A 25,000-nucleotide genomic window follows, 5' to 3' on the forward strand; every position below is an offset into this window, starting at 1 on the left:
TCCGCGGCGCGGACGCTGACCCGATGATGCTCCATCGCAGCGTCCCCGCGGGGAAGGTGTTGCCGAGGATTGCACCTCCCAGGAGCCCGCGGCGAGGGCCGCCACCACTCGGACCAGGGGCATAGCCTGCCCTCATGGCACACCCCGCGTACGTCACCGCGCCCACGCTCAGCGGCTCCTACGTCCTCGCCGACGTGAGCGTCGTGGATCCCGCGAGCGGCCAGGTCACCCCGCACCAGGACGTGCGCGTGGAGGGCGATCGCATCGCGGCCGTCACCGCGCACCAGGAGCGGAGCGGAGGGGGAGCCGAGGTCGTCGACGGCTCCGGCCTCTTCCTCTCCCCGGCCTACGTCGATGCCCACGCCCATCCGCTGAACAACCCCGACGACGTCGACGCGACCTACGCGCTGATGCTGGTCGCGGGGATCGCCGGGTACCGGCAGATGTCCGGCAACGACGCCCTGCTCGCGGCCCGTCGGCGCGGCGAGCTGCGAGCGCCCGAGGGCGCCCCGCGGCTGCTCGCGCTGCCCGGTGACCTGCTCACCCCGATCACCGCCCCCGACGCGAAGGGCGCGGCGGCGGCCGTGCGCCACCAGGCCGAGCACGGCGCCGACTTCGTCAAGGCCGGCTTCACCAACCGCTCCACCCTGCTCGCGGCGATCGCCGAGGGCGAGCGGGTGGGGCTGCGCGTGCACGGCCACGTGCCCGACGACATCGACGCCCGTGAGGCCTCGGCCGCCGGCATGCGCTGCATGGAGCACCTGGGCCCGGGCACCTCGCTGTACGCGGCGTCCTCCCGCCGCGAGGACCAGGTGCGCAAGAACGCCGGCGGCGTGCCGAGCCTGCCGCGCATCCCCGGCCTCGCCAGGATCGCCGACCGTCTCTTCCAGCCCTTCCTGATGAAACTCGTGGTCAACCCGGCCGCGAAGACCAGCGAGCGATCGGCCGAGAACTACCGCCTGGCCGACCGCACCTTCGACGAGCAGCGGGCGCGCGAGCTCGCCGACGGGTTCATCGCGCACGGGACCTGGCAGTGCCCCACCCTGATCCGCGTGCACACCCAGCAGTTCCCCGGCATCCCCGCCCACCGCGAGGATCCCCGACGGCGTTACATCGCCCCGGACGTGCTCGAGACCTGGGAGAAGACCACCGACACCTTCGAGGCGCTGCCGCAGGCCACCCGCGACGCCCTCGCGGAGCACTGGGAGGCGCAGAAGCGACTCACCCGCGTCCTCGCCGAGGCCGACGTGCCGATGCTGACCGGCACGGACTCCAACGGGGCCGGCTGGGTGATACCCGGGCTCGGACTGCACGACGAGTTCGCCCTGCTCTCCGAGGCCGGCGTCGGACCGCGGAAGATCCTGCGAGCGGCCACCAGCGACGCCGCACGCTTCTTCGAGCGCTCGGATCGCGCAGGCGCCGTGCGCGAGGGCTTCGAGGCCGATCTGGTGCTGCTGGGATCCGACCCCACGGCCGACGCCTCCGCGCTCGCCGACGTGCGCGGGGTGGTCCGCGACGGCGCGTACCGTGACCGCGCCGCACTCGACCGGATCCTCGAGCGGCTCGCGGAGCAGCCGACGGTGCGCTGAGCGTGGCTGCCGGAGCGCTGAGGGCGACCGTCCTCTGATCGCGTCAGCGCCGGCGGGCGCTGCCTCTCCTCCGCGACGCCGCCTGCCGACGGGACGGGGTGCGCAGGGCCTCCACCAGGCGCAGCACGAGCAGCACCACCACCAGGGCCAGCAGCAGCCAGTACTGCGTCGCGATCGCAGCGATGCCCGCGATGACCAGGGCCGCGATGTAGACGATGTCGATCGCGCGCTCGGAGACGCCCAGGAACTTCGCGCCCCATCGGCCTCGCAGCAGGCGCAGCGCGAGCAGGCCCAGTATCAGGGCGATGGCCAGGTACTTCACGTCAGCGGCTCCCGGGGTCGGCTGGGCCCGAGCCTACTGGGCCGGGCTCTCAGTGCGGCGTCTCGAGCTCGAGCACGCGGATGGCCAGCTGCACGCGGTTGGTGATCAGCAGCTTCTCGAACAGGTGGCCGATGTGCGTCTTGATCGTGGGGAGGGAGAGGAAGAGCGCGTCGGCGATCTCCGAGTTCGTCAGCCCCTGCGCGACCAGCCGTCCCACCTCCCATTCGCGGTCGGTGAGGCCCTGCGGCGGTCCGCTCGGAGTGCCCGGTCCGGCCTCGCCGGACCCTGTCGCCGCGGTGTTCGCGCCGATGACTCTGTCCGCATCGAGTGCTGTGTCCGCACCGAGCGCGGGGCCGGCGCCCTCCGACCCAGGACCGTCGGGCGCCGTGCCCGCCGCCAGCCCCACCAGGCGCTGCAGCACGGCGGGGGAGAAGCGGGACTCCCCGCGGGCGGCCTCGTGGACGGCCTGCACGACCCGGTCGGGAGGGGAGTCCTTGAGCAGGAAGGACAGAGCGCCGGCACGCAGGGCGTCGAGGAGGAAGGTGTCGGTGTCGAAGGCGGTCAGCATCACCACCCCGGGACTCTCGTGCCCCTCGGTGCCACGGAGGCGACGGGTCGCCTCGATGCCGTCCATCCCGGGCATCCGGATGTCCATCAGCACCACATCGGGGTCCAGTGCGGCGCTCGCCGTGACGGCCTCCTGCCCGTCGGCCGCTTCTCCGACGACGGTGATGCCGTCGGTGCCGTCGATCATCATCCGCAGCCCGGCGCGCATCAGCTGCTCGTCGTCCACGAGCAGCACGCTGACCGGGGCGGTGTCCTGTTCCGAGTGGGGGAAGGGTGCGGTGCTCATCGGCTCCTCCAGGGCAGGTGGACGTCCACGGCGAAGGTGTCGTCGTGCTCGGTCGCCTCGAACGAGCCGCCCAGCAGGCGCACTCTCTCACGCACCCCGGTCAGGCCCCATCCGGTCCCCAGCGCGGGGGAGGGGCCCGCGAGCGGATTCCTCGCGCTCAGGTGCAGGCCCTCGCCGTCCTCGGAGCGGCTCAGGCGCAGGGAGAGCGGGCTGTCCGGTGCGTGCTTGCGGGCGTTGGTGATCAGCTCGCGGACGATCCGCACGAGCGTCACCACGGTGGCGGAGCCCTCGGCGTCGAGCTCCGCGGCGTCGGTGCCCTCCCAGAGCATCTCCACGTCCTGGCCCTCGGCGCGGGCCGTCTCGATCAGCTCGCCGAGGTGGGCGGCCGTGGGCAGGGGCTCCGCACCGTCCTCCCGCAGGGCGCCGAGGACATGGCGCAGCTCCGTGTTCGCGGCGCGGGCGTCGTCGTGGATGGTGGTGGCGACGTCGCGCATCCGTTCCGGGGGCATGTCCTGGCGGTAGGAGAGCGCGCCCGCGTGCATGGCGATCAGGGAGAGATGGTGGGAGAGGCTGTCGTGCATGTCGCGGGCGATCGCGGCGCGCTGCTCGGCCTCGGCCTGCGCGACCAGTGCCCGGTGCTCGCGGGCCAGGGCATCGTGCTCGCGTTCGATCGCGGCGCGTTCGCGATGGGCGGTCGATGCCTGATGGCGCAGGGAGGTGATGAGTGCGGCGCGGGTCCCCCGCATCCGCCCCCACAGCAGCGCAGCGGCCCCGAGGACGGTGGCCAGCAGGATCTCGAACACGACCGACCCGGACCAGGCACCGGTGCCCCAGCGCTCCAGGGTGCTGTAGGCGAGCGCCGCCAGGGCGCAGGTCGCCGTCCCCGCGATGTCGAGACGCACGTCGCGGCGCCGGCCGAGGCGCACCAGCCCGACGACGACAGCCGGCATCGAGGAGGCGCTCAGGGCGCCGGAGGCCGCCAGCAGCAGGTTCCACACGCCTGCGCGCCGCATCGGGCCCGCGGCGATGTTCGCGACGGCTCCGATGATCAGGTCCGCGAGCAGCAGCAGCTGGAGCCCGCGGGGCGGGTCCTGGCCGTACGTGTCGACGTTGGCGGCCCACAGCACGACGTAGAAGGCCGCCCCGAGCACCAGGCACACGAGCGAGACCAGGAGGATCCGACCGACCGCCACAAGGCGTCCGAGCGCGCGGTGGGGCGGGGCGGTGTCGAGGGCGGCGGTCATCACCCGATCATCGTAGGAAGGCTGCATCCGCCCCGGGATCGACCGAAGGAACGAGGATCATCCCTCCTCGAGCGACCCCGCCCCGCGACGCACCGGCCCCGGCATGACCACGACGGGGCACTGTGCCCGCTGCGTCAGCTGCGCGGACAGCGCCGGGCCGCTGCGGACCTCGCGGCGCCGCGGCGCGTCCAGGACCAGCATCGTCGCGTTCGCGCTGGCGTCCACCAGCACCTTGCCCTTCGCTCCTCGCGCTGCCCGCGTGTCGACCTCGGAGGCCGCTGCCCCGAGGGCCTTGCGCACGTCGGCCTGCAGCGCCTCGAGCGTCGCGTCGCGCAGCGGGTCGTCGCTGCCGGCGACGCGGGACGGCGTCGGCCGGACGCTGCCGGCCGCCGTCCCCGGTACCCGGTAGGCGCGCAGCGCCACCAGCGGCAGGCCCCGCAGGCGTGCCTCGGCGAGAGCCCAACGCAGGGCCGCCGGGGAGCCGGAGGAACGACTGACACCCACCACGATCGGTGCCCGTACCCCGCTGTCGTCGGCCGCTCCGTCCGGCGTCTCGGCGCGCTCCCGCGCCGCTGCGACCTCGTCCAGTCGCTCGAGGGAGGTGGTGTCCTGGCTCGGATCGATCGGGCTCATCAGATGGCCTCCTGCTGCTCGTCCTGCTCCGCATTGCGCTTCGAGAGCGGATCGGCGACGTCCTCGAGACCCTTGCGCTCGGCGTCCACGCCGAGCACCAGGGCGACGATGCCGCCGATCAGCATGATCAGGCTCCCGCCGATGTACCCGATGACGAGCGGCCCACGGGACTCCCCCTCGCCGATCAGGGCGCCGTAGATCAGCGGGGCGATGGCGCCGGCGATCTGGGCGATCGAGAAGAAGTAGCTGATGGCCTGGCCGCGCACCTCGAGCGGGAACACCTCGGAGACCGTCAGGTACGCCGAGGACGCGCCGGCGCTGGCGAAGAAGAACGCGATGCACCAGAAGACGGTGTGGGTGGTCGCGGTCAGCAGGTCCATCGAGAAGCAGATCGCCGAGGCGCTGAGGATCACGGCCGCCAGCGCGTAGGTCCCGAAGATCATCTTGCGTCGGCCGACGGTGTCGAATAGCGGGCCCAGCAGCAGCGGCCCGAGCAGGTTCCCGATCGCGAAGGGGATCATGTACAGCCCGGCCGCGTCCTTGGCGACCCCGTAGAACTGCTCGAGGACGATCGCGTAGGTGAAGAAGATGGCGTTGTACAGGAACGACTGGGTGACCATGAGCGTCACGCCCAGCACGGTGCGCCCGGGGTAGACCTTGAAGAAGACGTGGGCGACCTCGCGGAACGGCAGGCGCTCCTCGGGCTTCACGGTGATCGACTTCGACTCGTCGACCTCCGTGAGCTCGTGGCCGCTGTCGTGCACCCGCTGCTCGATGCCGGCGACGATGTCCTCGGCCTGGTCGCCGCGACCGTGCGTGAGCATCCAGCGGGGTGATTCGGGGATGGCGCGCCGCATCAGGATCAGGATGATGCCCAGGACCGGGCCGATGAAGAAGCCGATCCTCCAGCCCCAGTGCTCGTTGATGATGCCCGGGTCCAGCAGGAAGATCGTCGCGGTCGCGCCCAGCGCGACGCCCGCCCAGTAGGTGCCGTTCACGGCGAGGTCCACGCGGCCGCGGTACTTCGCGGGGATCAGCTCGTCGATCGCCGAGTTGATCGCGCTGTACTCGCCGCCGATGCCCGCGCCGGCGATGAACCGGCAGAGGTAGAAGAACCACATCGAGAACGACAGACCTGCCAGGGCCGAGCCGAGCAGGTAGACCGCGAGGGTCAGGGCGAAGAGCTTCTTGCGGCCGATGCGGTCGGTGAGACGGCCGAAGACCAGGGATCCGATCACCTGCCCGAACAGGTAGGACGTGGCCGAGGCCGTGATCTGCTGGTTGCTCATGCCCAGATCGGCGGCGAAGCCGTTGGCCGCGACGATCTGCACCTCGATGCCGTCGAGGATCCAGGCGGTGCCGAGCCCCACGATCACCAGGGTGTGGAAGCGGGCCCAGGGCAGACGGTCCATCCGCGCCGGGATCAGGCTCCTGACGGCGCTGAAGGACGGCCCGCCCCCACCTCTGCCCCTGCTCGAGGACGCGGCGGGCGGCGGAGAGCCGGCGGCACCCGCGGGCTGTGCGGCATCGGACATGCGTTCCCCTCTTTCCACGTGTGCGGCGGCGGCGAGGGCCGGCGGGCACCCGGAGGGGTGTCGCGTCGGCCGACGTCGGCCGTGGACCCGAGGAAGGCTACGCCGATTCACGCGGTCGGGGGCGGACGTGTCCCACCTCGCGTGGGCGACCCGCGCACCTGGCGCAGCGTCGTCCTACAGTGGAAGGACCATGTGCCGTCTCTTCGCTCTTCATGCCGACCGTCCGGTCACCGCCCGCTTCTGGCTGCTGGATGCGCCGTACAGCCTCGTCCACCAGTCGCAGTTCAACGCCGACGGCACAGGCATCGGATGGTTCGACGACGAGGGCGCGCCCCATGTGCTGAAGCGACCCGTCGCCGCCCACTCCTCGGCCCGGTACGCCCGGATCGCCTCGGACCTGCGGTCGCAGGCGATGATCGCGCACGTGCGCAACTCCTCGGGCACCGCGAACGAGCTCGCGAACACTCATCCGTTCCTGATGGACGACATCGTGATCGCCCACAACGGGGTGTTGCGGGTGACCGACGGTCTGCGCGCGCGGGTCCGTGAGCTCGGCGCTGAGCGTCTGGTCGAGGGGGAGACCGACAGCGAATGGCTCGCCGCCCTGATCACGGGGGAGACCGCGGTGCACGAGGGGAACCTGCACGACGGCCTCGTCGCCGCCGTCACCTGGGTGCTTGCGAACGTGCCGGTCTACTCGTTGAACCTGGTCGCCGCGCGCGAGGAGCACCTGTACGCGCTGCGCCTGCCCGAGACCAACGAGCTGTGGGTGCGCGACCGTCCCGCCGGCGGGCGCCACGCGGACGGGCTCGAGCAGAGCTCCGACACCCTGCGCGCGACCAGCGACGAGCTGCGGGAGGTGCGCTCGGTGGTGATCGCGAGCGAGCCGATGGACGACTCCGACCAGTGGCGACTCCTCGCCGACGGCGAGCTGCTGCACGTCAGCCCCACCGGGGAGGTCGGTTCGGAGATGCCGTTCGAGGCGCCCGCTCACCGCCTGGGCATCGAGGACCTTGGCCTCAGCGAGGCCGCGTCCCAGGCGCACGCCGCCGAGGCCGAGGCCCGCGATGCCCGACGCTCCCGCAGCGACCGGGAGCGTCGACGTGCCGCATGAGGACCGGAGCCGGCCCGAGATCGCCGCGCCCTATCACCGCCTGCCGCACCTGCGCCCCGAATGGGCGCGCTGGTTCCGCCCGCTGCTGACGGCCGGCGCCGCCGGCGTCGCCCAGGTGGTCTTCGCCTACCTGGTGCTGATCGGCGTGGTCACCGTGCTCGCGATCGTCCCCGGCGTCGACCCGCTCGCGATCGGCCGCTCCCAGGGCGACCCCGCGAGCCCACTCAGCGTGTTCGTCGCCCTTGCGCTGGGGGCCTTCACCCTGCCCGCCGCTCTGCTGGGCGTGCGCGTGGGCGGCTGGCGTCCCGTCAGCACCCTCTGGTCGGTCGCCGGCAGGGTGCGCGGGGAGCTGCTGCGGTGGGGAGCCGTACGCGTGCTGCCGATCCTCGCCCTCGCAGCCGTCGTCGGCCTGCTGGTGGGACCCGACACGGGCCGGATCGGACCGCGCGGATCCGCCGCCGCGATCATCGGGGTGCTCGTGCTGACCGTGCTGCTGGCCCCGCTGCGGGCGATCGGCGAGGAGCTCGTCTTCCGCGGCATCGGCCAGCAGGCGATCGGCACCTGGCTGCGCAGCCCCGTGTGGGCGATCGTGGTGCCGGTTCCGCTGTCCCTGATCGGCCGCGGCTACGACGCCGACCCCGGCGCGCTCGGTACAGCGGCCCTCATCTCGCTGTGCAGCGGCGTGCTCGCCTGGAAGAGCGGCGGGCTCGAGCTGCCGATCCTGCTGCAGCTGGGCACGTTCGGCTTCGCCGCCCTGCTCGCGCCCTTCGGCGGCCCGCTGTTCCCCGGCGCGGGTGCCTCGGTCCTGCCGTGGGGGCTCGGCGTGCTCGTGGTGACGGTCCTGCTGGTCCTGGCGGTGGGTTCCCGGTTCGCCCTGCCGCTGGGCCGCGGCCTGTGTCGGTCCGAGCAGGAGCCGGCGCCCGAGCGCATGCGGATCTGAGCCCCGGCACATCCGGGACGGAACCCAGCTGGTTCGAGGTCCTGCTGGGCAGAGCCCCTGCGAGGCCCGCTCGGTCGGTCTAGGGTCGGGCCCATGCCCGACACCCCGCGACCTGCACCGGACGAGAGCCTTCCAGGCCCCCTGATCCTGCTGCCCCTGCGCCAGCGGATCCTCGAGAAGGGCCTGGGCGTGCGGGCGGTCCACCTGCACCGCGCGGGCCACGAGGACCTCGAGGTGCGCCTGGTCGAGGACACCTCGGAGAACGTCTGGTCGGTCTCCAAGACGGTCACCGCGCTCGGGATCGGCATCGCCCAGGAGGAGGGCCTGCTGGATCTCGAGGATCGCCTCGTCGATCACCTGCCCGCCCCGCCCGGCGGCTACGGGCGCGGCATGGAGGGCGTGCGTCTGCGCCACCTGATCACCATGACCTCCGGGAACCCCGTCACCGTCTTCCTCGACGCCGACAGGGAGCACCCGCACCTGACCGACCATCTGCTCGGAGCCGATCTGGTGCGGGAGCCGGGGGAGAGGTTCGAGTACTCCAACGGCTCCGTCTTCCTGCTGGCCCGGGTGATCGAGGAGCGGGTGGGGCAGAGCCTGCGCGACTATCTGCTGCCGCGTCTGTTCGAGCCGCTCGGGATCGTGAACCCCCAGTGGTTCAGCGACCGCGAGGGACACACCTGGGGCGCGACCGGTCTGCACCTGAAGACCCACCAGGTCGCCCGGCTCGGCAGGCTGCTGCTGCAGGGTGGCCGTTGGGGCGAGGAGCAGCTGGTCCCGTCCGCCTGGATCGACGCGATGCACGCGGAGTCGAGCTGGGTGAGCACGGGCGAGGTCGAGCCCGAGAACACTCAGTACGGCTACGGCGTCTGGCGCTCCACACCCGAGGGGGTCTGGCGGGCCGACGGCGCCTACGGCCAGTTCGCGATCGTGCTGCCGCACCAGCAGGCGGTCGTGACCATCACCTCCCACCACGAGGGCGGGCCGACGCAGGAGATCCTGCGTGCCGTGTGGTCGGAGCTGCTGCCCCTGCTGTGACGTGCGGCTCCATGCACTGCAGGCGCTGTCTGATGTGCCACGACGCCCCTCACGCCCGGACCGTGCTGACTAGGCTGAAGGAGTCATGCGGCCCGCAGGACGCAGGCCGCAGCACTGCCGATCCGCAAGGAGAACGCCATGGCCACCACCTTCGCCCAGCACCTCGTCACCCAGCTCAGGGACTTCGGGGTCGAGCGCATCTACGGGGTCGTGGGTGACTCCCTGAACCCGATCGTGGACGCCGTGCGCACCACCAAGGGCATCGAATGGGTGCACGTGCGCAACGAGGAGGCCGGGGCGTTCGCCGCCGGCGCCGAGGCGCGTGTGAGCGGGAAGCTCGCCGTCTGCGCCGGGTCCTGCGGCCCGGGCAACACCCACATGATCCAGGGCCTCTACGACGCCCACCGCGACGGCGCCCCGGTGCTCGCGATTGCCTCGCACATCCCCAGCGAGACCATCGGCACCGGCTTCTTCCAGGAGACCCATCCCGAGCGGCTGTTCCAGGAGTGCTCGTACTTCTGCGAGATGGTCAACTCCGGCCAGCACGGCGCGACCATGCTGCACATCGCCGCCCAGACCGCGCTCGCCAAGAGCGGCGTCTCGGTCCTGGTGGTCCCCGGTGACGTGGCCGACGAGGAGATCCAGGCCCCGGCCACCAAGGACCTCGCCACCCGCTTCGGCCGTGTCCAGCCCGATGCGGCCTCGATCCAGGAGCTCGCGCACCTGGTCGACGGCGCCAACTCGGTCACCCTCTTCACCGGTGCCGGCGTGCGGAACGCCCGCGAGCAGGTGCTCGAGCTCGCCGAGGCGGTGAAGGCCCCGGTGGGCCACGCCTTCGGCGGCAAGGAATGGATGCAGTACGACAACCCCTACGACGTCGGCATGAGCGGACTGCTGGGGTACGGAGCCTGCTACGAGGCGATGCACGAGGCGGATCTGGTGATCCTGCTGGGCACCGACTTCCCCTACAGCGAGTTCCTGCCCCAGAAGAACGTCACCATCGTCCAGGTGGACGCCGAGGGCTCCCGTCTGGGCCGGCGCGTCCCCCTCGACCTCGCCGTCCACGGCGACGTCGCCCTCACCATCGATGCCCTGCTGCCGCTGCTGAAGCCCAAGCGCAGCCGGAAGTTCCTCGACGAGATGCTGCGCAAGCACCACAAGGCGCTCAACGGGGTCGTCGCCGCGTACACCAAGAAGGTGGATCGCATGAAGCCGATCCACCCCGAGTTCGTCGCCTCGACCCTCGACAACCTCGCCGACGACGACGCCGTGTTCACCGTGGACACCGGCATGTGCAACGTCTGGGGCGCCCGCTACATCACCCCCAACGGCAAGCGCCGCGTGTTCGGCTCCTGGCACCACGGCACGATGGCCAACGCGCTCCCGCAGGCCATCGGCGTCTCCGCCGCGAACCCCGACCGCCAGGTGATCTCGATGTCCGGCGACGGCGGGCTCGGGATGCTGATGGGCGAGCTGCTGACGGTGAAGCTGCACGAGCTGAACACCAAGATCCTCGTGTTCAACAACTCGAGCCTGGGCATGGTCAAGCTCGAGATGCTGGTCGAGGGCCTTCCCGACTACGGGACCGACCACGAGCACGTCGACTACGCGGCGATCGCGGAGGGCGTGGGCATCCACTCGGTGCGCATCACCGATCCGAAGCGGCTCGAGAAGGACCTGGCAGCGGCCCTCAAGCGCAAGGGCCCGGTGCTGATCGACGTCGTCACCGACCCCGCCGCGCTCTCGATGCCGCCGAAGGTCAGCTCCCAGCAGATCCGCGGCTTCGCGATGGCCTCCACGAAGGTCGTCCTCGGCGGCGGCGTCGGCAAGATGCTCGACATGGCCGCGGCCAACGTGCGCAACATCCCGCGCTGATCCGCGCACTCCGAACGCACTGCGGACGGGCGGTCGACCCCAGGTCGGCCGCCCGTCCGTGCGTGGTCCCGGCGCGTTCTGTCGACCCGACATGCCGTGCGGGGCTGGTAAAGGTTCGGTAAAACTGGCGGCCGGATGTGGTCACGAACTATTCCGCTGGCGGGTCGGGCAGGGCACGGTAAGGGCTGTCCCCGACAGGATCGCAGGTCACGCGGATGTGTGCCGACGGTCCGGTCCCCTTCCCCCGCTTCCCCGACCGCAGGAGACCGTCATGGCCGAGCCCCGTCGCACCCCCACCCATCGCGCCGATGGCGCTGCCGTGTACTTCCGCGGCGTGCGCGTCGCGCCCCGCCTCGCCGCCGCCACCGGTGGTGCCGTGATCGCCGCGGGCATCGGCATCAGCGGCGCCGGGGTCGCCCAGGCCGACACCGCCGTGTGGGACCGGGTCGCCCAGTGCGAGTCGGGCGGCAACTGGTCCATCAACACCGGCAACGGCTACTACGGCGGCCTGCAGTTCTCGCGCTCCACCTGGACCTCCTTCGGGGGCGGCAGCTACGCCGCGACCGCCGACAAGGCCAGCAAGGCCGAGCAGATCGCGATCGCCCAGCGCACCCTGCACGCCCAGGGCCCCGGCGCCTGGCCGGTCTGCGGCGCGAAGGCGGGTCTCACCAAGTCCAATGGTGGCGCCGACGCGAACGCCAAGCCCGGTGGCGGATCCGGCTCGGGGTCGGGTTCGGGATCGGGCTCTTCGCCCTCGCAGGGCACCCTCGTCGTCGACGGCAAGTTCGGTCCGAAGACGACCGCGGCCCTCGAGTCCTGGGTCGGCCGACCCGCCGACGGCTCGCTGTCCACGGCCGACATCAAGGCCCTGCAGAAGAAGGTCGGCGCCGTCCAGGACGGGAAGATCGGCTCCGAGACCACCCGGAAGCTGCGCGCGGCCATCGGCCTCGGCAACAACGGCGTCTGGGACTTCCGCACCTCCTACGCCACCGTCAAGGCGCTGCAGACCTACCTCAACGCGCACTGATCACCGATCATCGATCACCGGGCACATCCGCCCCGACGCCGCGTCGCGGCGCCGGGGCGGCATGCTGTGTGCGACAGTGTGAGCAGCAGGCCGGCGAGGATCCGGCCCGATGCCCTATGTGTGCCGCGGAGGAATGATGGCCGGTCTCGTCCACCCCGAGAGCATCGTCATGTGGCGGGAGTGGGCGCGTTCGGCCCACCGCGGGCAGGATCGCCGCGCCGCTCTCGTCAACGCCGCGCGAGCCCTGCGCCGCCCCCATGGCACCGAGCAGGACTGGAGCGAGCCCGCCTGGATCCTCCACTCCCGTGCGGGTGAGGGCGACTCGCGCGTGCTGATCGCGCTCGAGGACGGCAGCGAGCGCCCGCGCGCCGCCCTGCTCTCCTTCCTGCCCTACCTGCGGGTGGGCGTGGACGTCATCGTCCCCCGGGGTGTCGCGGCACCCGAGCTCGACGGTCCGAACTGGCGCCGCCGCGCCTTCGAGTCGGCGCGAGACGCCGTCCCCACCGACGCCGGCGCCGTCATCACCGCAGGCCAGCACGGTCCGCCGGGGATCGCGGTGCACCAGGTCGCCCGCCGCCGCGGACTGCGATCGATCGTCGTCCAGGCGGACACCCTCACGCCGTATGCGGCCCCGCTGCCCGAGGACGCGCTGCTGCTGGCGTGGTCCGAGGAGGACGCGGACTTCTGGCGCTCCGGGCGCGAGGACCTCGAGCTGCTGCCGGTCGGATCCCAGCGGCTGTGGCAGCTCGGGCACACCGCGGACGAGACCGATCGCGGCGACGACGACGCATCCGATGCTGGCGCCGATGCCGATGCCGATGCCGATGCCGACACCGACCGCGCCTCGCAGGACGGGCGGGACGGCGAGTCCCGCACCGCCCCGGTCGTGCTCGGACAGCTCTCACGCCTGGAGCTGCCCCGCTCGGTCGCGGCGCGAGCGGCCTCCGACATGATCGTCGGCGGGGGAGCGCGGTACCTGCCCGGCGCCGCCGAGACCGGCCGCCTGGCGCGTCTGCAGCATCGGCTGTGGGAGCGGCGCGGGGCCGAACTGCTGGATGCCGACACGGATCCGCTGACCCTGCGCGCCCCGCTGGTCTCGATCCTGGCCACCGAGGTGCTCGAGACCGCGGCGCGCGGAGGGGAGGCCTGGGTGCACGCCCCGGGCGCCCCCGCCTGGGTGCACGAGTACTGGCACCGCTACGGCATGCGACGCCACGGCGCCCCGACGCCCGCGCCGACGATGCCCCAGGAGGAGCCCGCCGCCGCCATCGCGCGGGTGATCGACGAGGTCATGGGGTCCTGACAGTCCGCACGTCTCGATGCGTAGAGCTGAACTGAACGGGTCAACGGACGAAGGGCATGAGGATTCGGGGCGTCCGTGGCCCGATGCTCGATGAGGGGGCGGCGGGGAGCTCCTTCGCGCAACGGCACTAGTGGCCTGAACAGGGCAGGATGGGGTTAACAGAGCCGGCTGACGGAGGAGCGGACAGCGGAATGTGGGAGATCGACGGCAGGGTCCGGCACTATGCCTGGGGGTCGAGGTCGCATCTGCCCGAGCTGTTGGACGTGCCGGAGGATGGATCGCCATGGGCGGAGTTCTGGCTGGGCGCCCACCCGCTCGCCCCGTCTCGGCTCTCAGACGGCACAGGGGTCGGTGAGCTCGTTGCCTCCGATCCTCACGCCATCCTCGGAGAGGGCGTCGCGCGTGCCTTCCACGACGAGCTCCCTTTCCTGCTGAAAGTCATCGCGCCGGAGAGGCCGCTCTCCTTACAGGTACACCCTTCGCGTGCTCGCGCTCGCGAGTCGTTCGCGGCAGAGGAAGCTGCAGGACTTCCGCTCGACTCACCGCAGAGGAACTATCGCGACCGCAATCACAAACCGGAGCTGTTGGTCGCTCTCTCCCCCTTCACGGCGCTGTGTGGCTTCCGGACGCCGCGACGAGCCACCGCGATTCTCGAGGGCCTCGGCACGCGGCTGACGGATCGATTGCACGCTCTCCTCGTGGAGAATCCCACGGCGCACGGAATGCGGGCGGCATTGCGCTCCCTGTTGTCACAGTCGCTGCGGCCAGACCCGGGGGCAGTGCGGGAGGTGGTCGCCGCCTGCGATGCTCGGGCACGGGGCGGTGCATCTCCGTCGGTGCGAATCGACCGCATCGTCGCCGAGCTCGGTATGCATCATCCGGGGGACCCCGGCGCGGTCGCTGCGATGCTCTTGAACCCCGTGAGCATGCAACCGGGGGAGGCCATGTACGTGCCTCCTGGCGCCCTGCACGCGTACATCAGCGGCGTCGGCATCGAGGTGGCGGCAGCGAGTGACAACGTGCTGAGGGCAGGGCTCACCGAGAAGAGGGTCGATGTCGAGGAGCTCCTGCAGTGCGTGAGCGTCTCCGCAGCACCGCCCGTGCGCATCGCCCCGGAGCGCCAGAGCGCGACGACCGTGGCGTACTACGCACCGGTGGATGACTTCGAAGTCTCGTTCACGACCCTCGACGACGGTGAAGCTGCTGGGACTGGGCCCCACCGGGTAGCGGGAAACGGGCCGCGGATACTGTTGGCGCTGGAAGGCGGTATGACGGTGGCGGCCGGAGGCGACGAACGCACCTTGGTACCAGGTCGAGCGCTTCTGGTTCCCGCGAGCGCGGGCGAACTGAGCGTGCGCGGGCGAGGGCGGATGGTGCAGGCCAGCGTCCCGTGATGTCAGCCTGAGGGCGTCACTCCTCAGGCTGTGATGTCAGGTCACCGCTCGCGCGGGCCAATGCGACCTGATCGATGATCTCCTGGACGAAGACGTGCACGTCCTCCGCGCCGGCGACGGGGCCACCGGCCAGCTGGCCATCGGCGCCCAACAGGACGGCGGCGGGAGACGAACCGGCGTTCAGTGCGGCCGCGAGATTTCCTTCGATGTCCCACGCGGCGGTGCTGCCGGCGCGCTCACGCACCGAATCGGTGAGTCGGGCGGGCGGAGTCCGGAACAGTGTGCGGATGCTCAACGTGTCCTCCAGGGCGTCTCGCCACGCCGGGACCGCGTTCAGGACGCGCTCGCAGGGCCCGCAACCGGGCCGCACCCAGAGCAGGAGCGCCGCACGTTCCGCGGTGAGTGCTGCGAGGGAAACAGGAGCTTCGCCGTCTTGTTGGAGCATCCCGAACGGGGTCGGCAGTCGCTCGTATTCGCCGTCTTCCTCGCGGTCCGTCTCGGTTGCGGAGGAGCGGCCGGAACCGAGGTCGGAACGCGTACCGCCGATCGTGAGGAGAGTCAGGGCGCCAGCGGCCACGAGGGTGAGGAGGAGCTGGGTCAATGACCACGGGTAATGGGTGAGAGCGTGGAACGGGTCGCCCTGGACGCCGCCGAGCAGCGCGAGGACCGCGAGCACGAGGAGCAGAGAGTTACGGACGAGCGTGGGGCTCGAGACGGTGGGCGACCCCAGGGATCCGAAGCATGCGCAGGACACCGGCTCCTCGAATCGCAGAGCGCGCGCGATGATCACCCAGTAGGCAGCCATCAAGAGGACGGCGATTCCCGCCAGAGCTGCTGCGAGGCCTGGCATCGGCATCCAGACCCCGAGCGCGAGGACGATCTCGATGACCGGAACGGCGATGGCCAGCGCTCGGTGCGAGGTCCGCACAGGCAGACGGAGCGATCTCATCGCGTCGACCGTCCGCTGTCGATCTCCCATCTTCGCCAGACCGCTGACCAGGAGTGTCAGAGTGATCAGCAGCTGAGCGGCGAGCAACAGTAACGGCACGCCATCAGGCTACTCGGCGGGCCGTTGAAGCTGTCGAGGCGCGATGGCGAGCCCGATACATTCCGATGCTCACGTCTGCACCTCAGCCCGCCCGGGGCATTGACCGGATCCGTATCCTTGTCCAGGTGAACGATTCCCCGTCGACCTCCTCCCCGCCAGTCCGCCAGCAGCAGCCCACCCACCCCCGACGGGTGCTGTTCGTCCTGCTCCTGCCGTTGTTCATGGCACTGGTCGCGGTCTCGGTCATCAACGTCGCCCTGACCCCCATCGGTCACTCGCTGAAGGCGGACACCGAGGGCCTGCAGTGGGTGCTCTCCGGGTACGCGCTCGCCTTCGCGGTGCTGCTGGTCCCCGCCGGACGCGTCGGGGACGCCACGGGCAGGCGGCGGATCCTGCTGCTGGGCGTGGGGCTGTTCACCCTGGGATCGCTGATCGCGGGGCTCTCCCCGAACGTGGGCGTCCTGAACATCTCGCGGATCATGCAGGGCCTCGGCTCGGGCCTGCTGAACCCGCAGTCCATCGGCCTGATCCAGGCCAACTTCCGCGGCCAGGCGCGCGCGAAGGCGTTCGCGATGTTCGGGACCACCGTGGCCGTGGCGACCGCGCTCGGTCCGGTCATCGGCGGTCTGCTGATCCAGGTGCTCGGGGAGGACACAGGCTGGCGCTGGATCTTCTTCTCCAACGTGCCGATCGGCGTCCTCGCGATCGTCCTGGGGTTCGCGTGGATCCCCGACGACCGCCGCCGCAGCAAGGACACCAAACCCGACCTCGACCCCGTCGGCACCCTCCTGCTCGCCGTCGCGATCCTGCTGATCATGCTGCCGTTCCTGGAGCGCTCGGTCTCGGCGCTGGTGTGGCTGCTGCTGCCGCTCGGCCTGCTGCTGATCTTCGGATGGGTGAGCTGGGAGAACCGCTACCGCGATACCGGGCGCCCGCCGATGGTCGACCCCGACATCTTCCGCAGCCCGCCCTTCCGCAACGGCATCCTGATCGTCTCGGTGTACTTCCTCGGCGCCACGAGCATCTGGATCGTGCTGCCCCTGTTCCTGCAGATGCACCTGCACCGCACCCCGTTCGAGGCCTCGATCATCGGTCTGCCCTCGTCGATCGGCGCGATGATCACCTCGCAGCTGGGCGGACGCTACGTGCTGCAGCTGGGGCGGCGCCTGGTGATCACCGGTTTCATCGTCGTGCTCGCGGGTCTCGCGCTGGTGGCCGTGATGGCCGGGGTGGTCGAGAGCGGCGCACTGCCCTTCTGGGCCCTCGCGTTCCCGCTCACGCTCGTGGGCGTCAGCCAGGGCATGACGATCTCCCCGAACCAGACCCTGACGCTCGGCGCGGTCGACCCGCGCTACGGCGGCGTCGCGGGCGGGATCCTGTCGCTGGGGCAGAGGATCGGTGCGGCCGTGGGCACGGCCCTGATCCCCGGCATCCTGTTCTCCCTGACCGAGAACGGGACACCCTGGCTCGAGGCCTTCATCATCACCCTGACGGTGATCATGCTGATGGCCATGGCCGCGCTCGGCGTGAGCGTCGTGGACCGCAAGCGCGAGAGGCTCGCCGGCACCGAGGGGTAACCCACGGGGCCGGCGCGGCCGGGCCCGTAAGTTCCGCGGTTCGGTCCCACGGCCTCAGACGCGAGCGCGGTGGTTCCCAGCTGCTCGGATTGCCCTCGTGCTCCTCCGCGGGTTCGAATCCCGTCCCGCTCTCGGGTCTTCTTTCAACGAATGCGCATGGAGCACGCGTCAAGGTTCCGGCAGCGACCGCGCCCGAGGGGAGGGCGAAGGTACCCGAGGGGCTCCATCAACGCGACGGGACAAACGAGCGTCGGGAGGCCCGTTGATGTGTCTGTTCCTCGTGCGAGACGCCGGCTTGGCACCGGAAGCGTAATTGTCGCGGACAGCGAAAGGGCGCGCCGAGCGGTCTCTCTCGGAGTAAAGGACGCTCCGGTCGGCAGTGCTCGACCGCAGTAGTGCGACGGCATCTTCCCGTGGCTCCCGCTGGCTCGGTCAGGATGCGCGCCTCCTGCACCGTCGTACCCCAGCGTGACTCTCGCGCTGACTCAGTGAGTACCGGGGACACCACGCTCTACGCCTATGTGCCGGTCTTCTTTGCCTGCCCGGAACCGCGAGGTCAACGCCGGTCGTGGCGCTCGGAGACGGCATCGAGTCGGACGGATTCAGACAAACCCTCGCAAAACAGGCAACTAGCGAGTAAGGTGCAAACCGTAAAGAACGGACCAAACGGACTCATCGGGCCAACGGAGGCCGATGGTGCGCCCATCACGTCTCTGGAGGGGGCACCCATGACCACCATCTCCCTGCGCCGCCCCTTCGCGCGCAGCCGCAGCAACGAAAGCTCCGAGGAGCCGATGTCGGCGAGCGCGCTGCAGGAGCTGCAGCCCTCGCCGCTCGCCTTCGCGCTCAGTGATGCCGCGCTCTGGTTCATCGGCCTGTGGATCGCAGCGGGCCTGCGTCTCGAGTCGCCCGCGCTCTCCGGCGGGCTGTTCATCTCCGAGCACGGGATCCCGATCCTCGGGCTCCTGGTCTGCGCGGGCCTGTCCGTGCTCGTCTCGGTGTCCCTGGCGCGCGCAGTGCACCTCTACCAGGGGCGCCACCTGGTCGGCAGCTTCGAGGAGATGCTGCCGCTCGCGATCGTCGTCGGCGGTGTGACGGTTGCCGTGACCGCCGCCAACGCTCTGCTCGGCGAGCGCATGGTGCCTCTCACCGCGCCCGCCATCGCCGCTCCCGTGGTCCTCGTCCTCGCGGCCGCGACCCGGGCGCTCGCCCGCATCCACGCAGCGCACAGACTGCTGACGGCACGCTCCCAGAGCACCACGCGAGCCCTCGTCGTCGGCGCCGGATCCGTCGGTCGTGCCCTCGCGGACTCGATGCGTCGCGATCCCTCCTCGGAGTGGGAGCCGGTCGCCTTCCTCGACGACGACCCCCGCAAGCGGCATCTCCGGCACGGGGGGGTGCCCGTCATCGGGGGCACGAGCGATCTCGCAGCCGCCGTCGAGAGATCGGACGCCGAGGTGCTCGTCATCGCGACGCCCGCGATCAGCGCGGGCACCATCGGGGCCCTGACCCTCGAGGCGCGGGCGCTGGACCTCCCGATCCGGATCGTGCCGCCGCTGAAGGAGATGATGGGGGCCGTCCGCCACACCGACCTGCGTCGGATCGAACCCCAGGACCTCCTGGGCAGGCGCCAGGTCGCGACCGACCTCAGCACCATCTCGCAGATGATCGCGGGCAAGGTCGTCCTGGTCACCGGGGCGGGTGGGTCGATCGGGTCCGAGCTGTGCCGCCAGATCAACGGCTTCGGTCCCCGCGAGCTGGTCATGCTCGACCGTGACGAGTCGGCCCTGCACGCGCTCCTGCTGAGCATGGACGGCATCGCGGACCTGGGTCGGGAGAACATGGAGCTCGCCGACATCCGTGACGCGGACCGTCTCGACGACGTGTTCGCCAAGCACGCCCCGGACGTCGTCTTCCACGCCGCGGCCCTCAAGCACGTCAACATGCTCGAGAGGGCGCCCGGCGAGGCCTACAAGACGAACGTCATGGGGACGCACAACGTTCTCGAGGCCGCGGAGCGACACGGCGTCGAGCAGTTCGTCAACATCTCGACCGACAAGGCCGCCGACCCGCACAACGTGCTGGGACTGAGCAAGCGCGTCGCCGAGGGGCTCACCGCCCAGAAGGCCCTGACCAGCGGTCACGGCTCGTGGGTGAGCGTCCGCTTCGGCAACGTCCTGGGCACCCGGGGATCCGTCATCCACACGTTCATCGGACAGATCGAGCGCGGAGGACCGGTGACGGTGACGGACAAGCAGGTGACGCGCTTCTTCATGACCGTGGCCGAGGCGGTGCAGCTCGTGCTCCAGGCCGCCGTCGTGGGGGAGAGCGGCTCTGCGCTCGTCCTGGACATGGGGGTCCCGGTGCGGATCGAGCATCTCGCGCAGCAGCTCATCTCCGCCTCGGGCCGAGACATCGCGATCGACTACCCGGGACTGCGTCCGGGCGAGAAGCTCCACGAGGTGCTCTTCGCCGAGAACGAGAACGCCAGCCCCACCTCCCACCCGCTGATCTCCGGCGTCCCGGTCGCTCCCGTGGCGATCCAGGACATCCCGGACCCGCGCGAGCTGCATCGACCCGAGCAGTTCATGACCACGATGACCCACGTGTGCGGCACCATGAGCGCACCTCTGACCCTGGGGGCCTGAACGATGTCCACGATCCTCCTCTCCGGCCCGGACATGTCCGAGGCCGAGAAGTCCGCAGTCCTCGAGGCGTTCGGCTCCGGCTGGATCGCCCCTCTGGGCCCCGCCGTCGACGAGTTCGAACGACGGATCGCGGAGCGGGTGGGCAGGCGGTACGCCGTCGCCCTGAGCTCCGGGACGGCCGCCCTGCACCTCGGCCTGCTGGCCTGGGGCGTCGGCCCCGGCGACGTGGTGCCGACGTCGACCATGACGTTCGCGGCCACCGCCAACGCGATCGCCTACACCGGGGCGACGCCCTACTTCGTGGAGGCGGACCCGGTGACGGGTCAGATGGACCCCGACGCCCTCGAGACCGTCCTCGCGGACCTCGCGGACCAGGGATGCAGCGTCCCCGCCGTCGTGCCCGTGGATCTGCTCGGGCGGTGTGCGTACTACACCCGGATCCTGGAGATCGCGCATCGCCACGGTGCGCAGGTGCTCGCGGACTCCGCGGAATCGCTCGGGGCGAGCCACCACGGCGTCGCCGCCGGCAAGCTCGGCGATGCCGCCATCTTCTCGTTCAACGGCAACAAGATCATGACCACCTCGGGCGGGGGCATGTATCTGACCGACGTCGAGGTCGACGCCGCCCGCGTGCGCTTCCTGGCCACGCAGGCGCGCGAGCCCGTCGCCCATTACGAGCACCGCGAGATCGGCTTCAACTATCGCCTCTCGAACCTGCTCGCCGGCGTGGGGCTCGCCCAGCTCGACCGCCTGGACGGCATGCTCAGGCGCCGGCGGGCCCGTCGTGAGGCGTACGCCGCCCTGGTGGCGGACCACCCCGGTGTGACGGTGTTCCAGCGCGGGGGCGACGCGGAGGACAGCTGCTGGCTGACCGCGCTCCTGGTGGACCCGGACCTGGCGGGCTTCAGTGCCGAGGAGCTCGCCGCTGCGCTCGGCGCGGAGGGCATCGAGTGCCGCCCGCTCTGGAAGCCGATGCACCTGCAGCCCGTCTTCGTCCACGAGCCGCGGCTCGTCAACGGCACCTCCGAGCGGCTCTTCCGCACCGGACTCAGCGTGCCCAGCGGATCGGCGCTCACCGCCGAGGAGTGCGAGCGGGTGGACAGCGTGCTGGGGGAGTTCCTCGCAGCGCATCGGGCGTACGAGCAGGAGAGGGCGGTGGCTTGAGATGGTGATGCGTGTGGAGAAGGCGGGAGCGCCCGCCGGGGCCACGGAGCGGGCGACGACCTCGCCGGCCCTGCAGGTACGCCCGATCGACGAGAGCGAGTACATCGCCCACTTCGCCGCCCATACCGGTGCGAGCTATCAGCAGACCCCGGAGTGGGCCGCCGTCCGACGTGGCGACTGGGAGCCGGAGTTCGTGGGCTGGTTCGACGCCGACGGGGGCTGCGCGGGGATCGCCGTGATCCGCTACCGCCGGCTCCCGGGGACCTCGTTCCGCCTGGCCTACATCCCTGCCGGCCCGCTGCTGGACTGGTCGGACGCTTCTCTCCGCTCCGCGCTCGACGCCCTGCGGGACCACCTGGACGAGCGGCGGGTCTTCGTCGTCCGGATGTACCCGCCCGTGGACAGCCGTACGTGGTCGAGCGGACGGGTCCGACGTGCCGTGGGCGAGTCGTCGATGCAGCACCTCTCCGAGGTCACGCCGGACACGACGAACGCCGTGGCCGACGAGGTGCGCGAGGTCCTGCACAGCGGGGGATGGGCTCCGATGAGGACCGAGGAGGACGTCGAGAGCACGCAGCCCTGCTTCCTGTACTCGGTGCCGCTGGACGGGCTCAACGAGGACGAGGTCTTCTCCCGCATGTCCAAGGACTGGCGCAAGAACATCCGCGCCGCACAGAAACGTGGGGTCGAGGTGAGGCCCGCCGCTCACGAAGATCTGCCGACCGTTCACCGGCTCCACGTCGAGACCTCTCGCAGGAACGGGTTCACGCCGCTTCCCCTGACGTTCTTCGAGACCGTGTGGGACGAGTTCGAGCAGCACCGTTCGGGCTCCGCGCGCTTCGACCTCGCCTCCGTCGAGGAAGAGGTGATCTCGGGGACGCTGATGCTGGCCGTGGCCGGCAGGGACTACGGCCTCGTGGCCGGCAACAGCGTCCACCACCGGGAGGCGCGGCCGTCCAACGCCATCCACTGGGTGCGGATCAGGAGCGCGATCACCGACGGTGCTGGTGCACTCGACCTCGGCGCGGTCCCCCCGGTCCTCACCGCTTCGCATCCGAGCGCCGGGCTGCTCCATTTCAAGCTGGGGCTCGGTGGTGAGATCGCGGAGAACATCGGCGGCTGGCAGCTCGTGCTCCGCCCGGGCGTCGACCGGGTGTTCCGCACGGTCTACTCGCTGTACCGCGAGGCGCCGCGCCTCGCCCGCGTGCTCCGACCGGGCGGCGGCGCGACCTCCCGCGCATCGGACTGAGCGCGCGGGCGCCGGCCCCGGTCGCGGCTTCTGTGCCTGCGGCCGGGGCCGGCGCACGTTGTCATCCGGCCGTCCGGCCGCACCTCCCCGAGCGGGGCGGCCGGGGATCACGGCCACCGGCCACGCGGCCGCGGGTCACACGGCTGCGGTGACGGCGGGCTCGCCGGGAGAGAGTGCTGCAGCGCCGGGTGCGCCGGGGGCCGGGGTGGTGACCCGGACGCTCTCGTGCTTGGCCGAGACCACACCGGTCTCGTACTCCTGCCAGCTCGCACCCGGATCCAGACCGAAGGCCCGGGCGACGCAGTACCGGGGGACGTCGGCGCCGGCGAGGTGCACGAACGGGTAGCCGCCGCCGAAGCGCGGATTGATGTCGATGACGGAGACCGCCCCGTCCCCGTCCAGGAACATGTCGACGTCGATCAGCCCGGCGAGGTCAGCGGCCTCGGCGATCCTCCGCGCGGGATCGAGGAACGGCTCGGGCCCGACGGTGACGGCCTTGTCCGTCTCCCCGGCGCGCATCCGCAGCTTGCGCCGTGCGAGGACCCCGGAGAGCACCCCCGGGCTCGTCAGGTCCCCGACCAGGTCCACCCCGTGCTCCACTCCCGCCGCCTTCGGCTGGACGATGACGGCGTCCTCGGCGGTGATGGAGGACGAGGAGGTGGGGGCGGTGCGGGCGGCGGCCCGCACGGCGCTCTCCACCTGGGACGGCGGCACCACGGCGAGCCCGGAGGAACCGCTGCCCAGGCGGTGCTTGACCACGAGCTCCTCGGCGTCCCGCCGCAGGGCGTCGATGCCCTCCGTGTCCCCGCCGGCCACGGTGACCGGGGTGGGGACGCCGATCCTCGTCAGCAGCTGCGCCATCAGCAGCTTGTCCGCGCACGCCCGCTGCCAGGCGCGCGAGACGCCGGGGACCAGCACCCCGCGCTCCCGCATCGCCTGCGCGAGATCCGTGGTGACGTGGAGATGCATCAGCTCGTAGTCGTTCGCGGTGATGAACAGGCCGGGGCGGAGCTCGTCCACCATGCCCAGCAGCTCGGGGCCGTACGCAGGGTCGTCGTACCGCGGGAGCATGCGTGCGAGGTCGCCGTAGGAGGCGGAGGCGCTGCTGGGGTCGTTCTCGGTCACCACCACGCGGCCCTCGAGGCCGAGGGAGGTGAAGGCGTCCCGGAACCAGTCGATGAGATAGAGGCGGCGCCCGGCCGATCCGATCACCACCGTGGGGGTCTGCTCCGTCATCTCTCCACCTTCCCGAGGGTCCTGACATCGATGGCGCGACCGTCCACGGCGACCCGCAGGAAGCCGAGCCGCGGCGGCAGCTGCGAGGGGACGGAGGAGCCCGTGCTCTCGTACTGCACCGTCTCCACGGCGTGCGCGCGGGCGATGCCGAGCATCATCTCCGCAGCGCGGGCGCGGATGAGCTCCGGGTCCGCGGCTCCCGGGAGCACGTCGATACCGAGGTCGGCCGTGGTCTCGCCGGTGCGCACGAGAGAGCACTCGGCGACCGCCGTGCCGGAGGGTCGATGAACGATCTCGAAGCGCAGCTCGCCCGCATCGGCGACCGGGCGTATCGCATGCTCCCCGATGCGACGCGGGCCGAAGAAGACGCTGTTCGTCACGTGTCCCTGCTCCGAGATGCCCTCGCTGCGCAGCACCTTCGGGACCGTCGCCATCAGGATCCGCAGGTCGAGAAGGGGGCCTCGCATGCGGATGTACTCGAGATCGAGATCGAACCTGTCGTCCCAGGACAGCGTGTTGCGGCCGGAGACCTGCGCGAGGCCGGTGAGCCCGGGCAGCACGTCGAGCCGGTACGTCTGGTCCTCGCTGTAGCGCTCGAGGTACTCGGGCAGCAGGGGGCGGGGGCCGACCAGGCTCATGTCGCCGCGCACCACGTTCAGCAGGCCGGGCAGCTCGTCGAGACTGGTGGAACGCAGCCGGCGGCCGAACGGCGTCAGCCGGGCCTCGTCCGACAGCAGCCCGCGCGCGGCATCCGGTGGCCGCATCGTGCGGAACTTCAGGGCCTCGAAGACCTCCCCGTCCAGGCCGAGTCGCCGCTGATGGAAGAAGATGCCGCCTGCGCCCAGCCGCAGGCGCACGAGACCGGCGATGGTGAGCAGCAGGGGGGACAGCGCGAGCAGCGCCGTGCCGGCGACCAGTGCGTCGGCGAGCCGCTTCATGCGGTCGTACCAGGGCGAGAAGGGGATCGGGATTGCTCCGGACGGGCGCGCGCTCCATGGGTGCGCGCTCGGCACGCCGGGCGCGATGGTGGGCGTGGGCTCGGGCGTGAGAGAGGGGACGGGGCCGACGTGAGGAGGTGAGGTGACCATGAGCGCGCTGACCCCTTCCGGGTGATCGATGGTGCGGTGACGACGTGCTTCGGCCGGGCCCGTACGGAGCACGGGGAGCGGAGCACGAACCCGCGAGATGCGAGGGTTGCGTACTTCGTCCAT

The 25,000-nt window shown here is 71.2% G+C and carries 20 protein-coding genes; 12 read left to right on the forward strand and 8 right to left on the reverse strand.

The features are described 5' to 3' along the window. The first annotated feature begins 134 nt into the window (after positions 1 to 134). On the forward strand, positions 135 to 1,589 hold the full coding sequence (locus tag DEO23_RS09990) for an amidohydrolase family protein (RefSeq protein WP_109275872.1): 1,455 nt from the start codon (positions 135 to 137) through the stop codon (positions 1,587 to 1,589). 43 nt (positions 1,590 to 1,632) lie between these two features. Here the strand turns inward: DEO23_RS09990 and DEO23_RS09995 are convergent, their stop codons facing one another. Genes DEO23_RS09995 through DEO23_RS10015 form a run of 5 tightly spaced genes read right to left on the reverse strand, consistent with a single transcriptional unit; the run spans position 1,633 to position 6,176 of the window. Beyond that, a complete protein-coding gene (locus DEO23_RS09995; protein ID WP_109275873.1) occupies positions 1,633 to 1,911 on the reverse strand; it encodes a hypothetical protein in 279 nt (92 codons plus the stop codon). A gap of 49 nt (positions 1,912 to 1,960) precedes the next feature. Beyond that, positions 1,961 to 2,764 (reverse strand): response regulator, encoded by an 804-nt coding sequence (locus DEO23_RS10000; RefSeq protein ID WP_109275874.1) that lies wholly within the window; start codon positions 2,762 to 2,764, stop codon positions 1,961 to 1,963. Further along, positions 2,761 to 4,008 (reverse strand): sensor histidine kinase, encoded by a 1,248-nt coding sequence (locus tag DEO23_RS10005; RefSeq protein WP_165831795.1) that lies wholly within the window; start codon positions 4,006 to 4,008, stop codon positions 2,761 to 2,763. Before DEO23_RS10005 ends, DEO23_RS10000 begins: the two co-directional genes overlap by 4 nt. A gap of 57 nt (positions 4,009 to 4,065) precedes the next feature. Further along, positions 4,066 to 4,641 (reverse strand): universal stress protein, encoded by a 576-nt coding sequence (locus DEO23_RS10010; RefSeq protein ID WP_109275876.1) that lies wholly within the window; start codon positions 4,639 to 4,641, stop codon positions 4,066 to 4,068. Continuing rightward, the gene (locus tag DEO23_RS10015; protein ID WP_338067831.1) at positions 4,641 to 6,176 is read right to left on the reverse strand and encodes an MFS transporter; all 1,536 of its coding nucleotides are present in this window, start codon (positions 6,174 to 6,176) and stop codon (positions 4,641 to 4,643) included. Before DEO23_RS10015 ends, DEO23_RS10010 begins: the two co-directional genes overlap by 1 nt. 190 nt (positions 6,177 to 6,366) lie before the next feature. Here DEO23_RS10015 and DEO23_RS10020 point away from each other — a divergent pair, with 190 nt between their 5' ends. The 7 genes from DEO23_RS10020 to manA all read left to right on the forward strand — a co-directional run bounded on the left by DEO23_RS10020 (position 6,367) and on the right by manA (position 14,867). After that, the gene (locus tag DEO23_RS10020) at positions 6,367 to 7,290 is read left to right on the forward strand and encodes a class II glutamine amidotransferase (RefSeq protein ID WP_109275878.1); all 924 of its coding nucleotides are present in this window, start codon (positions 6,367 to 6,369) and stop codon (positions 7,288 to 7,290) included. Continuing rightward, positions 7,280 to 8,230 (forward strand): CPBP family intramembrane glutamic endopeptidase, encoded by a 951-nt coding sequence (locus tag DEO23_RS10025; protein ID WP_165831796.1) that lies wholly within the window; start codon positions 7,280 to 7,282, stop codon positions 8,228 to 8,230. Before DEO23_RS10020 ends, DEO23_RS10025 begins: the two co-directional genes overlap by 11 nt. 93 nt (positions 8,231 to 8,323) lie before the next feature. Next, entirely contained in the window at positions 8,324 to 9,268 is a 945-nt protein-coding gene (locus tag DEO23_RS10030; RefSeq protein ID WP_109275880.1) for a serine hydrolase domain-containing protein, read from the forward strand. 138 nt (positions 9,269 to 9,406) lie between these two features. Beyond that, entirely contained in the window at positions 9,407 to 11,143 is a 1,737-nt protein-coding gene (locus tag DEO23_RS10035) for a pyruvate dehydrogenase (protein ID WP_109275881.1), read from the forward strand. 271 nt (positions 11,144 to 11,414) lie between these two features. Further along, positions 11,415 to 12,170 carry a transglycosylase family protein gene (locus tag DEO23_RS16520; RefSeq protein WP_109275882.1) on the forward strand — a complete coding sequence of 252 codons (756 nt, stop codon included), beginning with the start codon at positions 11,415 to 11,417 and terminating at the stop codon, positions 12,168 to 12,170. Positions 12,171 to 12,279: 109 nt separating this feature from the next. Beyond that, positions 12,280 to 13,473 (forward strand): hypothetical protein, encoded by a 1,194-nt coding sequence (locus DEO23_RS10045; RefSeq protein WP_133249863.1) that lies wholly within the window; start codon positions 12,280 to 12,282, stop codon positions 13,471 to 13,473. A gap of 191 nt (positions 13,474 to 13,664) precedes the next feature. Continuing rightward, positions 13,665 to 14,867 (forward strand): mannose-6-phosphate isomerase, class I, encoded by a 1,203-nt coding sequence (manA, locus tag DEO23_RS10050; RefSeq protein ID WP_109275884.1) that lies wholly within the window; start codon positions 13,665 to 13,667, stop codon positions 14,865 to 14,867. A gap of 16 nt (positions 14,868 to 14,883) precedes the next feature. On the opposite strand, the gene DEO23_RS10055 is transcribed toward manA, so the two are convergent. Then, positions 14,884 to 15,915, reverse strand: coding sequence for a MauE/DoxX family redox-associated membrane protein (locus tag DEO23_RS10055; RefSeq protein WP_109275885.1), 1,032 nt, complete (start codon positions 15,913 to 15,915; stop codon positions 14,884 to 14,886). Between the two features lie 125 nt (positions 15,916 to 16,040). Between DEO23_RS10055 and DEO23_RS10060 the strand changes: the two genes are divergently transcribed. The 4 genes from DEO23_RS10060 to DEO23_RS10075 all read left to right on the forward strand — a co-directional run bounded on the left by DEO23_RS10060 (position 16,041) and on the right by DEO23_RS10075 (position 22,553). Continuing rightward, positions 16,041 to 17,492 carry an MFS transporter gene (locus DEO23_RS10060; protein WP_240613338.1) on the forward strand — a complete coding sequence of 484 codons (1,452 nt, stop codon included), beginning with the start codon at positions 16,041 to 16,043 and terminating at the stop codon, positions 17,490 to 17,492. A 728-nt stretch (positions 17,493 to 18,220) separates the two neighbouring features. Continuing rightward, positions 18,221 to 20,140, forward strand: a complete 1,920-nt coding sequence (locus DEO23_RS10065) for a nucleoside-diphosphate sugar epimerase/dehydratase (protein WP_109275887.1) — start codon at positions 18,221 to 18,223, stop codon at positions 20,138 to 20,140. 3 nt (positions 20,141 to 20,143) lie between these two features. Further along, positions 20,144 to 21,304 carry a DegT/DnrJ/EryC1/StrS family aminotransferase gene (locus DEO23_RS10070; RefSeq protein ID WP_109275888.1) on the forward strand — a complete coding sequence of 387 codons (1,161 nt, stop codon included), beginning with the start codon at positions 20,144 to 20,146 and terminating at the stop codon, positions 21,302 to 21,304. Positions 21,305 to 21,311: 7 nt separating this feature from the next. Beyond that, the gene (locus DEO23_RS10075) at positions 21,312 to 22,553 is read left to right on the forward strand and encodes a lipid II:glycine glycyltransferase FemX (protein WP_165831797.1); all 1,242 of its coding nucleotides are present in this window, start codon (positions 21,312 to 21,314) and stop codon (positions 22,551 to 22,553) included. A 135-nt stretch (positions 22,554 to 22,688) separates the two neighbouring features. Here the strand turns inward: DEO23_RS10075 and DEO23_RS10080 are convergent, their stop codons facing one another. Together DEO23_RS10080 and DEO23_RS16525 are read right to left on the reverse strand one after the other, a co-directional pair. After that, a complete protein-coding gene (locus DEO23_RS10080) occupies positions 22,689 to 23,789 on the reverse strand; it encodes an ATP-grasp domain-containing protein (RefSeq protein WP_109275890.1) in 1,101 nt (366 codons plus the stop codon). After that, on the reverse strand, positions 23,786 to 24,877 hold the full coding sequence (locus DEO23_RS16525) for a sugar transferase (protein ID WP_276309450.1): 1,092 nt from the start codon (positions 24,875 to 24,877) through the stop codon (positions 23,786 to 23,788). Before DEO23_RS16525 ends, DEO23_RS10080 begins: the two co-directional genes overlap by 4 nt. Positions 24,878 to 25,000: the final 123 nt, after the last annotated feature.

The sequence above is a fragment of the Brachybacterium endophyticum genome, from assembly GCF_003130585.1.
Classification (GTDB): Bacteria; Actinomycetota; Actinomycetes; order Actinomycetales; family Dermabacteraceae; genus Brachybacterium; species Brachybacterium endophyticum.